The sequence below is a fragment of the Citrobacter sp. Cpo091 genome, assembly GCF_030332645.1.
GTDB lineage: Bacteria > Pseudomonadota > Gammaproteobacteria > Enterobacterales > Enterobacteriaceae > Citrobacter > Citrobacter portucalensis.
Map to the genome: position 1 here is coordinate 316362 of NZ_JAOWHL010000028.1, position 13786 is coordinate 330147.

General features: G+C 49.4%; 11 protein-coding genes. 8 read left to right on the top strand and 3 right to left on the bottom strand.

Translation table 11 applies throughout. From position 1 onward, the window contains the following. Positions 1 to 222 precede the first annotated feature (222 nt). Positions 223 to 2901 (bottom strand): bifunctional acetaldehyde-CoA/alcohol dehydrogenase, encoded by a 2679-nt coding sequence (gene adhE / locus OGY04_RS05015; RefSeq protein WP_008784953.1) that lies wholly within the window; start codon positions 2899 to 2901, stop codon positions 223 to 225. Between the two features lie 487 nt (positions 2902 to 3388). Between adhE and ychE the strand changes: the two genes are divergently transcribed. From ychE to OGY04_RS05050, 7 genes are all read left to right on the top strand, one after another. Next, positions 3389 to 4036 (top strand): NAAT family transporter YchE, encoded by a 648-nt coding sequence (gene ychE, locus OGY04_RS05020; RefSeq protein WP_003020714.1) that lies wholly within the window; start codon positions 3389 to 3391, stop codon positions 4034 to 4036. A gap of 771 nt (positions 4037 to 4807) precedes the next feature. Then, entirely contained in the window at positions 4808 to 6439 is a 1632-nt protein-coding gene (oppA, locus tag OGY04_RS05025) for an oligopeptide ABC transporter substrate-binding protein OppA (protein WP_048216252.1), read from the top strand. Between the two features lie 232 nt (positions 6440 to 6671). Then, positions 6672 to 7592, top strand: coding sequence for an oligopeptide ABC transporter permease OppB (gene oppB, locus OGY04_RS05030; RefSeq protein WP_003020708.1), 921 nt, complete (start codon positions 6672 to 6674; stop codon positions 7590 to 7592). A gap of 14 nt (positions 7593 to 7606) precedes the next feature. Beyond that, complete coding sequence (gene oppC, locus OGY04_RS05035; protein WP_008784950.1) at positions 7607 to 8515, top strand: oligopeptide ABC transporter permease OppC; 909 nt, start codon at positions 7607 to 7609, stop codon at positions 8513 to 8515. A gap of 11 nt (positions 8516 to 8526) precedes the next feature. After that, positions 8527 to 9540, top strand: coding sequence for a murein tripeptide/oligopeptide ABC transporter ATP-binding protein OppD (oppD, locus tag OGY04_RS05040; RefSeq protein WP_286584877.1), 1014 nt, complete (start codon positions 8527 to 8529; stop codon positions 9538 to 9540). Then, on the top strand, positions 9537 to 10541 hold the full coding sequence (gene oppF, locus OGY04_RS05045; protein ID WP_008784949.1) for a murein tripeptide/oligopeptide ABC transporter ATP-binding protein OppF: 1005 nt from the start codon (positions 9537 to 9539) through the stop codon (positions 10539 to 10541). The genes oppD and oppF overlap by 4 nt, the downstream gene beginning before the upstream one ends. A gap of 45 nt (positions 10542 to 10586) precedes the next feature. Next, positions 10587 to 11423: an ion transporter gene (locus OGY04_RS05050; RefSeq protein ID WP_003833361.1), complete on the top strand. Its 837-nt coding sequence runs from the start codon at positions 10587 to 10589 to the stop codon at positions 11421 to 11423. Positions 11424 to 11460: 37 nt separating this feature from the next. Here OGY04_RS05050 and OGY04_RS05055 read toward each other — a convergent pair whose 3' ends face one another. Next, on the bottom strand, positions 11461 to 11790 hold the full coding sequence (locus OGY04_RS05055) for an HI1450 family dsDNA-mimic protein (protein ID WP_003020691.1): 330 nt from the start codon (positions 11788 to 11790) through the stop codon (positions 11461 to 11463). A gap of 34 nt (positions 11791 to 11824) precedes the next feature. Next, the gene (cls, locus tag OGY04_RS05060) at positions 11825 to 13285 is read right to left on the bottom strand and encodes a cardiolipin synthase (protein WP_003020687.1); all 1461 of its coding nucleotides are present in this window, start codon (positions 13283 to 13285) and stop codon (positions 11825 to 11827) included. Positions 13286 to 13427: 142 nt separating this feature from the next. Between cls and OGY04_RS05065 the strand changes: the two genes are divergently transcribed. Then, a complete protein-coding gene (locus tag OGY04_RS05065; protein ID WP_122984013.1) occupies positions 13428 to 13601 on the top strand; it encodes a YciY family protein in 174 nt (57 codons plus the stop codon). Positions 13602 to 13786: the final 185 nt, after the last annotated feature.

Genomic DNA, 13786 nt, shown 5'->3' on the forward strand with positions numbered 1-13786 from the left:
TGAGCGCTTATAAACACAGGGTAGGCCGGAACCTTCGTCAATGTTCTCTACCCTGTCAGACTCTCTTCTGCGGCTAGTCTCACATCTTCCTGAATACATCTCCTACACTGCCATTCTATTCACATGGTTAAATTGTGTACTCCCCGATTTTCATAACACAAGACGAAAAAAACGGCCCCAATTGGGACCGTTTATGATGAAACTAAAACTTATCTGAGCAAATTAAGCGGATTTCTTCGCTTTCTTTTCTGCTTTCGGTGCAGCTACTGCTTCAGTCTTAGCGGCGGTCTGACCTTCGCTATACTCACGACCGTAGTAGGTATCCAGCAGGATCTGTTTCAGTTCAGAAATCAGCGGGTAACGTGGGTTAGCACCAGTACACTGGTCGTCAAACGCATCTTCAGACAGTTTGTCCACGTGTGCCAGGAAGTCAGCTTCCTGAACGCCAGCTTCACGGATAGACTTAGGAATACCCAGTTCAGCTTTGATTTCTTCCAGCCAGCCCAGCAGTTTCTGGATTTTCGCGGCAGTACGGTCACCCGGTGCGCTCAGACCCAGATGGTCTGCGATTTCAGCGTAGCGACGGCGTGCCTGCGGACGGTCGTACTGGCTGAATGCAGTCTGTTTAGTCGGGTTGTCGTTCGCGTTATAACGAATAACGTTGCTGATCAGCAGGGCGTTCGCCAGACCGTGAGGAATGTGGAACTGAGAACCCAGTTTGTGCGCCATTGAGTGACATACACCCAGGAAGGCGTTAGCAAACGCGATACCGGCGATAGTTGCTGCACTGTGTACACGCTCACGCGCTACCGGGTTCTTAGAACCTTCATGGTAAGACGCTGGCAGGTTTTCTTTCAGCAATTTCAACGCTTGCAGAGCCTGACCGTCAGAGAACTCAGACGCCAGTACTGAAACGTAAGCTTCCAGAGCGTGAGTGACCGCATCCAGACCACCGAACGCACACAGTGACTTCGGCATATCCATAACCAGGTTGGCGTCAACAATCGCCATATCCGGAGTCAGCGCATAGTCTGCCAGCGGGTATTTCTGCCCAGTTGCATCGTCGGTAACGACCGCAAACGGAGTCACTTCAGAACCGGTACCGGAAGTGGTGGTAACTGCAACCATCTTCGCTTTTACGCCCATTTTCGGGAACTTGTAGATACGTTTACGGATGTCCATAAAGCGCAGTGCCAGTTCTTCGAAGTGAGTTTCCGGGTGCTCGTACATAACCCACATGATTTTCGCGGCGTCCATCGGGGAACCACCACCCAGTGCGATGATTACGTCTGGTTTGAAGGAGTTAGCCAGCTCAGCACCTTTGCGAACAACGGTCAAAGTCGGGTCAGCTTCAACTTCAAAGAACACTTCGGTTTCAACGCCAGCAGCTTTCAGAACGGAGGTGATCTGGTCTGCATAACCGTTGTTGAACAGGAAGCGGTCGGTCACGATCAGCGCACGTTTGTGACCATCGGTAATCACTTCATCCAGTGCGATTGGCAGAGAGCCACGACGGAAGTAGATAGATTTCGGAAGTTTGTGCCACAACATGTTTTCAGCTCGCTTAGCAACGGTTTTCTTGTTGATCAGGTGCTTAGGACCAACGTTTTCAGAGATGGAGTTACCACCCCAGGAACCACAACCCAGAGTCAGGGAAGGTGCGAGTTTGAAGTTGTACAGGTCACCGATACCACCCTGAGAAGCCGGGGTGTTGATCAGGATACGTGCGGTTTTCATCATCTGGCCGAAGTAAGCAACACGTTCTGGCTGGTTGTCCTGGTCAGTGTACAGGCAAGAAGTATGACCGATACCGCCCATCGCAACCAGTTTTTCAGCTTTAATGACTGCGTCTTCGAAGTCCTTCGCACGGTACATTGCCAGCGTCGGAGACAGTTTTTCGTGAGCAAACGGTTCGCTTTCGTCGACAACCTTCACTTCACCGATCAGAATCTTAGTGGTTTCTGGTACGGAGAAGCCTGCCAGTTCAGCAATCTTGTATGCCGGCTGACCAACGATAGCTGCGTTCAGCGCGCCATTTTTCAGGATAACGTCCTGAACAGCTTTCAACTCTTTGCCCTGCAGCATGTAGCCGCCGTGAGTTGCAAAACGCTCACGTACAGCATCATATACAGAGTCAACCACGACGACAGACTGCTCAGAAGCACAGATTACGCCGTTATCGAAGGTTTTAGACATCAGAACAGATGCAACAGCACGTTTGATATCAGCGGTTTCGTCGATAACAACAGGGGTGTTACCTGCGCCTACGCCGATAGCCGGTTTACCGGAGCTGTATGCCGCTTTAACCATGCCTGGACCACCGGTCGCAAGGATCAGGTTGATGTCCGGGTGGTGCATCAACGCGTTAGACAGTTCAACGGAAGGTTGATCGATCCAGCCGATCAGATCTTTCGGTGCGCCAGCAGCGATTGCTGCTTGCAGAACGATGTCAGCTGCTTTGTTAGTTGCATCTTTTGCGCGCGGATGCGGAGAGAAGATGATGGCGTTACGGGTCTTCAGGCTGATCAGTGATTTGAAGATTGCAGTAGAAGTCGGGTTAGTGGTTGGAACGATACCGCAGATGATACCAATCGGTTCAGCAATGGTAATGGTACCAAAAGTGTCGTCTTCAGACAGCACACCACAGGTTTTTTCATCTTTGTAAGCGTTGTAAATGTATTCAGAAGCGAAGTGGTTTTTAATCACTTTATCTTCGACAATACCCATGCCGGATTCGGCAACGGCCATTTTCGCGAGAGGAATTCGAGCGTCTGCGGCAGCCAGAGCGGCGGCACGGAAGATTTTGTCAACCTGTTCTTGAGTGAAACTGGCATATTCACGCTGGGCTTTTTTTACGCGCTCTACAAGTGCGTTAAGTTCAGCGACATTAGTAACAGCCATGATGCTCTCCTGATAATGTTAAACTTTTTTAGTAAATCATCTGCTCGATACGAGAGTATAGACAGACCGACGAAAATTTGTGTAATGGTTTGAAAATCAAACGGTTAATTAACGTCCACTTTACTTTGATTTACTAAAAGAGCTTATACGCTAGCGCCAGTTAACTCTAACGCGTTACCTCCAGGTGGCGTAAGAAAGATTACTCACTTCTGAGTAGTAATTGCGTGATCTGGATCAAAAATTCGCAAAGCTGACACCTTTCAGCAGGCCCTTTTAGCGTTTCTCGTTAAGTGTTAATAAATTGACGTAATGAATGCTAATAACATTAGCATATTTAATACATATTAATAACACTGAGTATTGGTAGCGTATTTACATTGATATACGAAGATAGAAGGTGAAGTATGCTGACAAAAGGCGTATCTTCAGCGCGGATTTTATCAATTTTTATGACTCATTTTATCCGGCTAACGCTTCGGAGCTAACCGTGATCCAAACGCTATTTGATTTTCCTGTCTATTTTAAATTTTTCATTGGGTTATTTGCGTTGGTCAACCCGGTAGGGATCATCCCCGTCTTTATCAGTATGACCAGCTATCAAACTGCCGCAGCACGAAACAAAACCAACCTCACGGCAAACCTATCAGTCGCAATCATCCTGTGGACTTCGCTGTTTCTTGGTGATGGTATTCTGCAACTCTTCGGCATCTCAATTGACTCGTTCAGGATCGCTGGCGGCATTCTGGTTGTGACTATCGCGATGTCAATGATTAGCGGAAAACTAGGGGAAGATAAACAAAACAAACAGGAAAAATCAGAAACCGCAATCCGTGAAAGTATCGGCGTTGTGCCGTTGGCATTGCCGTTGATGGCGGGGCCGGGGGCGATAAGCTCAACTATTGTTTGGGGTACGCGATATCATAGTGCGATTAACCTGTTTGGCTTTTTTGTAGCGATTGCGTTGTTTGCCCTGTGCTGCTGGGGGCTGTTCCGCATGGCACCATGGTTAGTGCGCCTGTTGGGCCAAACCGGTATCAACGTCATTACGCGTATTATGGGGCTGCTGTTAATGGCTTTGGGTATCGAATTTATCGTTACAGGCATCAAATCCATTTTCCCTGGTTTGCTGGCCTGAAACCTCTCTTCTGTGCAAACGGAGTCGTGTCCGGCTCCGTTTCCTTTCATTATCAGTAAAACTTCTCACTAAAGTTGAAAATCAGCAGAGCAATAATAAAAAATGCTGATGATTAACTCTCCTGTTAGCCATTGATTCTAAAGATATAACACGTCCCAGTACGCCCGGCGAAGACCGATACTGCTGTTATTTTATTAACATCATACTCTGGGGCTTGCTGAAGGATTATCGAAATGTTATTAGTTATTTCAGCCTTTATTTCAGATGAATGTGCTAATTAATAACCAATTGTTAAATTTATGTGCATTTTGACATGACGTTGACTTAGGACAGGATGGTTAACACTATGGTCGACATAATGCATTGATTTTTGTGAACTTCCCATAATAAATCTTCATTCGTAAGACTTTTTAAGTGAGATTTATTTCCAATAAAAGAGAATTGGTTAACAAATTTGTAAAATGTATTGGCGGTTAAGAAACGCATTTGATACTTTCCGGCCAAGTATTATGCAGAAGAATTCACGTTGATGAGAATCATTTGCAGTTAGTTTCTCTCAACAGGGTAATAGCGTGTTTCCGGCAGGGGAGGCACGTAGAGAATCGACGCAAGGCGGTCATACGAATCGCCAAAATAAATAAAGTCGGTGATAGCAAGCAGTAAAACAATAAACCACCTGACGGCAGAAAATCTCCGGTGCCGTACAGGGATCCTAACAGGATTAACAGTCTGGTTAAAAAACCAGCCATAATAATGAGGGAGTACAACACAATGACTAACATCACTAAAAAAAGTTTAGTAGCTGCGGGGATCTTAACTGCGCTAGTCGCAGGAAATGTTGCCACGGCGGCAGTAGTGCCAGCGGGTGTGCAGCTTGCTGAAAAGCAGACTCTGGTGCGTAATAACGGTTCGGAAGTGCAATCACTCGATCCCCATAAAATCGAAGGTGTACCTGAATCCAACATTAACCGTGACCTGTTTGAAGGTTTATTAATCAGTGATGTCGATGGCAAACCATCGCCTGGCGTGGCTGAAAAATGGGAAAATAAAGATTTTAAAGTCTGGACATTCCATCTGCGTAAAGATGCTAAATGGTCTGACGGCACGCCTGTTACTGCGCAAGATTTCGTGTATAGCTGGCAACGTTTGGCTAATCCAAATACTGCATCACCGTATGCCAGTTATTTGCAGTACGGTCATATTGTCAACATTGATGATATTATCGCCGGTAAAAAACCGGTCACCGATTTGGGCGTAAAAGCTCTCGACGATCATACTTTTGAAGTTACCCTCAGCGAACCCGTTCCTTATTTCTACAAACTGCTTGTGCACTCTTCCGTTTCACCGGTTCCCAGAGCGGCTGTTGAAAAATTTGGCGAGAAGTGGACCCAGCCCGCTAACATCGTTACTAACGGTGCGTATAAACTGAAAGACTGGGTTGTGAACGAGCGCATTGTGCTTGAGCGTAATACCAACTATTGGGACAACGCCAAAACGGTTATTAACCAGGTAACCTACCTGCCTATTTCTTCTGAAGTGACTGACGTAAACCGCTATCGCAGCGGTGAAATCGACATGACCTATAACAACATGCCGATTGAGTTATTCCAGAAACTGAAAAAAGAGATCCCGAACGAAGTCCACGTTGACCCGTATCTGTGCACCTATTATTACGAAATCAACAACCAGAAAGCACCGTTCAACGATGTTCGTGTTCGTACCGCCCTGAAGCTGGCGTTGGATCGTGACATTATCGTCAATAAAGTGAAAAACCAGGGTGACCTGCCAGCATATAGCTTTACTCCTCCATACACCGATGGTGCGAAACTGGTTGAGCCAGAGTGGTTCAAGTGGTCTCAGGAAAAACGTAATGAAGAAGCGAAGAAACTGCTGGCTGAGGCCGGATATACCGCTGAGAAACCGCTGACCTTTGATCTGCTGTATAACACCTCAGACCTGCATAAGAAGCTGGCTATTGCCGCGGCATCTATCTGGAAGAAAAATCTGGGTGCTAATGTGAAGCTGGAAAACCAGGAATGGAAAACGTTCCTCGATACGCGCCATCAGGGCAACTATGATGTTTCACGTGCGGGCTGGTGTGCGGACTATAACGAACCGACGTCCTTCCTGAATATGGTGCTGTCCGACAGCTCCAATAATACCGTCCACTATAAGAGCCCGGCATTTGATAAGCTGATTGCGGATACGCTGAAAGTGACGGACGAAGCGCAGCGCAGCGAACTGTATTCGAAAGCGGAACAGCAGCTGGATAAAGATTCTGCGATTGTACCGGTTTATTACTATGTTAACGCCCGCCTGGTGAAACCATGGGTTGGCGGATACTCCGGTAAAGACCCGATGGATAATATCCACGTTAAAGACTTGTATATTATCAAGCATTAATGGCAAGACGTGGGGCAATCATGTTGCCCCACAGTGTCTTTTTCTTCGAACTATAAATACCTCTTTAGACAAAGAGAGGTATACCCTAAATAATTCACGTTGCAGGAAGGCGGCAACGCAGCGAATCACCAGGAGCTTACTTAAGTAAGCGACTGGCGTGAGCGAGTAAAGCTAACACACTTGCAGCTTGAAGTATGACGGGTATAAAGGCACACGCCAGAAGGTACGGGCAATGTTAAAATTTATATTACGTCGCTGTCTGGAAGCGATTCCGACGCTGTTTATTCTTATTACGATTTCATTCTTTATGATGCGCCTTGCGCCCGGAAGCCCATTCACCGGGGAACGCGCGTTACCGCCAGAGGTGCTGGCGAATATTGAAGCGAAATATCACCTTAACGATCCCATCTCGACACAGTACTTCAGCTATCTGAAACAGCTGGCGCACGGCGATTTTGGACCATCCTTTAAATATAAAGACTACACGGTTAACGACCTCGTTGCCTCGAGCTTCCCGGTTTCTGCGAAGCTGGGTGCGGCAGCCTTTATTCTGGCGGTGCTCGTCGGTGTTAGCGCCGGAGTGATAGCCGCGCTGAAGCAAAATACACGTTGGGACTATACGGTGATGGGGGTGGCAATGACCGGGGTGGTTATCCCCAGTTTCGTGGTCGCTCCCTTATTGGTCATGATATTTGCCATAACCTTGAAATGGCTACCCGGCGGGGGCTGGAACGGCGGGGCGCTGAAATTTATGATCCTGCCGATGGTGGCCTTGTCACTGGCCTACATCGCCAGTATCGCCCGTATTACTCGCGGTTCGATGATTGAAGTACTGCACTCTAACTTTATTCGTACCGCGCGCGCTAAAGGGCTGCCGATGCGGCGGATTATTTTCCGCCATGCGTTGAAACCTGCGCTGTTGCCAGTGTTGTCCTATATGGGACCGGCATTTGTCGGCATTATCACCGGTTCGATGGTTATTGAAACCATTTATGGTTTGCCGGGTATTGGCCAGTTGTTCGTCAATGGGGCGTTAAACCGCGACTATTCGCTGGTTCTTAGCCTGACCATACTGGTGGGTACGCTGACCATCGTGTTTAACGCGATTGTCGATGTGCTGTATGCCGTTATCGACCCGAAAATTCGTTACTGATACTGGAGCTCGCTATGATGTTAAGTAAGAAAAACAGCGAGGCGCTGGAGAATTTCAGTGAAAAGCTGGAGGTCGAAGGCCGCAGCCTGTGGCAGGACGCGCGTCGACGCTTTATGCATAACCGCGCGGCGGTAGCAAGCCTGGTGGTGCTGGTGATTATTGCGCTATTTGTGACGCTGGCGCCAATGCTGTCGCAGTTTACCTACTTTGATACCGACTGGGGAATGATGTCCAGCGCGCCGGATATGGAGTCCGGGCACTATTTCGGTACTGACTCGTCGGGACGCGACCTGCTGGTGCGTGTGGCGATTGGCGGGCGCATTTCGCTGATGGTCGGCATTGCCGCGGCGCTGGTCGCGGTGGTTGTTGGTACGCTGTACGGCTCTCTGTCGGGCTATCTCGGCGGTAAAATCGACTCGGTGATGATGCGTCTGCTGGAAATCCTCAACTCCTTCCCGTTCATGTTCTTCGTGATTCTGCTAGTGACCTTCTTTGGACAAAATATCCTGCTGATTTTTGTCGCTATCGGAATGGTCTCCTGGCTGGATATGGCGCGTATCGTGCGTGGACAAACGCTGAGCCTGAAGCGCAAAGAGTTTATTGAAGCGGCGCAAGTCGGCGGGGTGTCTACCGTGCGTATCGTTATCCGCCATATTGTGCCGAACGTGCTGGGTGTGGTGGTGGTTTACGCTTCATTGCTGGTGCCTAGCATGATCCTATTTGAATCCTTCCTGAGCTTTTTGGGACTAGGTACGCAGGAACCGTTAAGTAGCTGGGGCGCGTTGCTCAGTGATGGTGCCAACTCTATGGAAGTCTCACCATGGCTGCTGCTGTTCCCGGCAGGTTTCCTGGTGGTCACTTTGTTCTGTTTTAACTTTATTGGCGATGGCCTGCGTGATGCCCTCGACCCGAAAGACCGTTAAGGAGTGCAGCCATGAGCGTAATTGAAACCTCAACCGCGCCGCTCGCGCAACAACAGGCTAACGCACTGCTGAACGTAAAAGATTTGCGTGTGACGTTTGCGACCCCCGACGGCGATGTAACTGCAGTCAACGATTTAAACTTTTCTCTGCGAGCCGGAGAAACGTTGGGTATTGTCGGTGAATCCGGTTCGGGTAAATCGCAGACGGCCTTTGCCCTGATGGGGCTGCTGGCGGCGAATGGTCGTATCGGGGGCTCCGCAACGTTCAACGGGCGTGAAATTCTGAATTTACCGGAACGTGAGCTGAACAAACTGCGCGCCGAGCAAATCTCGATGATTTTCCAGGACCCGATGACGTCTCTCAACCCGTACATGCGGGTCGGGGAGCAGTTGATGGAAGTTCTGATGCTGCATAAAGGCATGAGAAAAGCGGAAGCTTTTGAAGAGTCGGTCAGAATGCTGGATGCGGTGAAAATGCCGGAAGCGCGTAAGCGTATGAAAATGTATCCTCATGAATTCTCTGGTGGTATGCGTCAGCGCGTAATGATCGCCATGGCGCTGCTGTGCAGGCCCAAATTACTGATTGCCGATGAACCAACCACTGCGCTTGATGTGACGGTACAGGCGCAAATTATGACGCTGCTGAATGAATTGAAAAGTGAATTCAACACCGCGATTATCATGATCACCCACGATCTGGGGGTTGTTGCCGGTATTTGCGATAAAGTCCTGGTGATGTATGCCGGACGTACTATGGAATACGGCAGTGCGCGGGATGTCTTTTATAAACCCGTTCATCCGTATTCGATTGGTTTGCTAAATGCCGTACCTCGTCTGGATGCCGAAGGGGAAGAGATGCTCACTATCCCTGGCAACCCACCGAACTTACTGCGTCTACCAAAAGGTTGTCCATTCCAGCCGCGTTGCCCGCATGCGATGGAAATCTGTAGCAGTGCTCCGCCACTGGAGGAATTTAGCCCAGGCCGTCTACGTGCCTGCTTTAAGCCGGTGGAGGAACTGGTATGAATACGGTGACCGAACAACGTAAAGTGCTCCTTGAGATTGCCGACCTTAAAGTCCATTTCGATATTAAAGATGGCAAACAGTGGTTCTGGCAACCGTCTAAAACCCTGAAGGCGGTTGATGGCGTAACCCTGCGACTGTATGAGGGCGAAACCCTGGGCGTGGTTGGTGAATCAGGCTGCGGGAAATCGACCTTTGCCCGTGCGATTATTGGCCTGGTGAAGGCCACCGATGGAAAGGTTGCCTGGCTGGGTAAAGATTTACTGGGCATGAAACCCGATGAGTGGCGGGAAGTGCGCAGCGATATCCAGATGATTTTCCAGGATCCGCTGGCATCGTTAAACCCGCGCATGACCATTGGTGAAATCATTGCCGAACCGCTGCGAACTTATCATCCGAATCTTCCTGGTCAGGAAGTCCGCGACCGTGTGAAGGCGATGATGATGAAGGTTGGATTACTGCCCAACCTGATTAACCGCTACCCACATGAGTTTTCCGGTGGCCAGTGTCAGCGTATCGGTATTGCCCGCGCGCTGATCCTCGAACCGAAGTTAATTATCTGCGATGAACCAGTTTCGGCGCTGGACGTGTCAATCCAGGCCCAGGTGGTTAACCTGCTGCAACAGCTTCAGCGCGAAATGGGATTATCGCTAATCTTCATTGCCCACGACCTCGCGGTGGTTAAACATATCTCCGACCGTGTGCTGGTTATGTATCTCGGACATGCGGTGGAATTAGGGACTTATGACGAGGTGTACCATAACCCGCTGCATCCTTATACCAAAGCGCTGATGTCTGCGGTGCCGATCCCCGATCCGGATCAGGAAAGGAACAAGGTTATCCAGTTGTTGGAAGGCGAATTACCGTCCCCGATTAATCCTCCTTCCGGTTGCGTGTTCCGTACGCGATGTCCGATTGCTGGACCGGAATGCGCAAAAACGCGCCCGGTTCTGGAAGGAAGTTTCCGACATGCAGTTTCCTGCCTGAAAGTAGACCCGCTATAATCCTGAGGGCTGACAAAGGTCAGCCCTTTTTTTGGTGAGGTATCTGTGCCAGGTTTAGTCTCTTCTGTCCGCCGTGCGCTCTATCGCAAATTATTTGATTTAAACACCCGTTCAGGGCGTCGCTTTGAAGGTATGTGTGCGCTATTTGCCTTGCTCAGCGTTATCGTCATCTTCATTGAGTCCGGAGTAGGGACGCAATACCATTTAACCTTTGAGGAATGGCGCGTTTTTGTCTGGCTGGAGATCTTTATTACTCTGGTCTTCACCCTCGAATATCTTCTGCGCTTATGTTGCTGGGCTAACCCTGCTAAATATGTGTTCAGCTTCTGGGGGATAATTGACCTTGCCACCATTCTGCCTCTGTATGTGATGTGGCTATGGCCGGAAATCAGTCTGAGCTATGTTTTCGCCTGGCGAGCGATGCGTGTCCTGCGCGTCCTGCGTATTCTCAAGCTGCTGCGCTTTATGCCTTCTCTACGGGTGTTCTGGAATGCGTTAAAAAGCGCCCGACATCAGCTGATGCTGTTCTATTCCTTTATCGCCATCCTGATGGTGGTTTTTGGCGCGATGATGTATCTGATTGAAGGGCCAAAATATGGGTTTACTACGCTGAATGCGTCGGTGTATTGGGCGATTGTTACTGTAACCACCGTCGGCTATGGTGATATCACGCCGCACACACCGTTGGGGCGCATGGTGGCGTCTGTGCTTATCCTGATTGGTTACTCGGTGATTGCAATACCGACGGGATTGATTACCACGCACATGAGCAGTGCGTTCCAGCAGCGCGGGCACCAACGAAAATGTCCGCAGTGCCAGCAGGCGCAGCACGAACATAGTGCGCAATTTTGTAACCGCTGTGGAAGTAAACTGCCGGGTTAAAAATGTAAAAAGCTGCGAGAGCAGCTTTTTTGTTTGATTATTCGCGCCAGAGAATATGGCAGAGCTTATGATCTTTTTCGCGACATAATAAAACGCGCGCGAAAATATCGTTAATCTCGCCGTCTTCTGTATCTGCCAGACCAATCACCACCTCGGCAAAGAAGTCAGGGTTCAGGTCAAAATCAACATGCTCCTGCCAGTCTTCTGCCGGATCGAACAACTCGGCACCGCCACGCTCTTCAAACTGCAAATTGAACAGAATAATGTCGGCTGGATCCAGATTGTCCGCAGCCAGTTCGAGAAAAATGTCATAAGCCTGCTCAAGCGTTTCGTCTTCGGTCAGGCGATTGTTCAAATCCATATCCATAATGACTACCTGTTTACTGTCTGATGGGCACGTTTTACAGCAACGGACTAAAGAAGTAAAACAGTCGCTCTGCTATCCGCTGCCAGAGTGGTCGTTTTACCCACAAACGGGCATCAAGCAGGCGGGAACGCGAAATATAATCATCCTGTACTGCCGCGAGATCGCCACCGAATCCGGCATCATCAATGACCAGCGTGATTTCAAAATTGAGCCACAGACTGCGCATATCCAGGTTAACCGTACCGACCAGGCTCAGCTCGCCATCGACCAGTACGCTCTTGGTGTGCAGCAAGCCACCTTCGAACTGATAAATTTTAACGCCAGCCGCCAGCAGCTCGGTGAAAAAGGCCCGGCTTGCCCAGCCAACCAGCAGGGAGTCATTTTTACGTGGAAGAATGATACTGACGTCAACCCCACGCTGCGCTGCCGTGCAGATCGCGTGCAACAGATCGTCGCTGGGGACGAAGTAGGGGGTGGTCATAATTAAATATTCACGCGCTGAATAAGCAGCGGTTAGCAGCGCCTGATGAATCAAATCTTCAGGGAAACCAGGACCCGAGGCGATAGTGTGAATGGTGTGACCGCTGGCCTGCTCAAACGGCATGATATTGACGTCCGGTGGCGGAGGTAAAATGCGCTTTCCGGTCTCAATTTCCCAGTCGCAGGAATAGACAATGCCCATAGCAGTAGCGACAGGGCCTTCCATTCTGGCCATTAAATCAACCCATTGCCCGACGCCCGCATCTTGTTTAAAGAAACGCGGGTCGACCATGTTCATGCTGCCGGTATAAGCAATGTAGTTATCGATCATGATCATTTTGCGGTGCTGACGCAGGTCCATACGGCGTAAAAATACACGCATCAGGTTCACCTTCAGCGCTTCTACAACCTCGATACCTGCGTTACGCATCATCGCCGCCCAAGGGCTGCGGAAAAACGCCACGCTGCCGGCGGAGTCCAACATCAGGCGACAGTGAATGCCACGCCTCGCGGCAGCCATTAACGACTCGGCTACCTGATCGGCCATACCGCCTGGCTGCCATATGTAGAACACCATTTCGATGTTGTGGCGCGCCAGCTGAATATCACGGATCAGCGCCTGCATCACGTCATCTGAACTGGTGAGCAACTGCAGCTGGTTTCCCTTTACGCCAGCTATACCCTGACGACGCTCGCACAGTTTAAATAACGAAGAGGCGACGCTGCTGTTTTCCTGGGCAAAAATATGCTTGCAGGCCTTGAGGTCGTTCAGCCATTTGGCGGTTGAAGGCCACATCGCCCGGGCGCGTTCGGCACGTCGCTTACCCAGGTGAAGTTCACCAAAGGACAGATAAGCAATAATTCCTACCAATGGCAGAATGTAGATGATCAACAGCCAGGCCATTGCGGAGGGCACTGCGCGTCGCTTCATCAGAATGCGTAACGTTACGCCAGCAATGAGTACCCAGTAACCCAGAATGACCAGCCAACTCACCACGGTGTAGAAGGTTGTCATAAATTTAAAAATCCTTTTGAAAGCGTATTGTTAAGAGTTTACGCATCAGGATTAATCTGGCAAATAAAAACACGGGAAAACCACTGGTCTGCATTCGGTCTGGCGTTATAATGGCCGCTCAGTGACTGGAAGAGTAGTTAACATGAAGCGTAGTAGAACGGAAGTGGGACGCTGGCGGATGCTGCGTCAGGCTAGCCGCCGTAAAGCACGTTGGCTTGAAGGACAATCGCGTCGTAATATGCGTATCCATACCATCAGGAAGTGCGTTCTCAACCACCAGCGTAACTCGTTGTTGTTTGCGATCCACAGCATCTGATCCCAAAAGGGCACCGCTGGCGGTGCCCAATGTCTGTTTTCCCGTATTGATTCTTAAATACTTTCCTGCCGTCATTATTGTTTTTGGTCCAGGTAAGAGATAACCATTTCATTATTTATATTATTGTCATCTTTCAGGTGCCGTATCTACTCGAAAAGAAGAATGCTGGTGACAAGAAAATATGT

Coding starts and splice junctions, on each gene's coding strand:
- adhE (WP_008784953.1), bottom strand. CDS start 2,901: ATGGCTGTTACTAATGTCGCTGAACTTAACGCACTTGTAGAGCGCGTA.
- oppA (WP_048216252.1), top strand. CDS start 4,808: ATGACTAACATCACTAAAAAAAGTTTAGTAGCTGCGGGGATCTTAACT.
- oppB (WP_003020708.1), top strand. CDS start 6,672: ATGTTAAAATTTATATTACGTCGCTGTCTGGAAGCGATTCCGACGCTG.
- oppC (WP_008784950.1), top strand. CDS start 7,607: ATGATGTTAAGTAAGAAAAACAGCGAGGCGCTGGAGAATTTCAGTGAA.
- oppD (WP_286584877.1), top strand. CDS start 8,527: ATGAGCGTAATTGAAACCTCAACCGCGCCGCTCGCGCAACAACAGGCT.
- oppF (WP_008784949.1), top strand. CDS start 9,537: ATGAATACGGTGACCGAACAACGTAAAGTGCTCCTTGAGATTGCCGAC.
- OGY04_RS05055 (WP_003020691.1), bottom strand. CDS start 11,790: ATGGATATGGATTTGAACAATCGCCTGACCGAAGACGAAACGCTTGAG.
- cls (WP_003020687.1), bottom strand. CDS start 13,285: ATGACAACCTTCTACACCGTGGTGAGTTGGCTGGTCATTCTGGGTTAC.
- OGY04_RS05065 (WP_122984013.1), top strand. CDS start 13,428: ATGAAGCGTAGTAGAACGGAAGTGGGACGCTGGCGGATGCTGCGTCAG.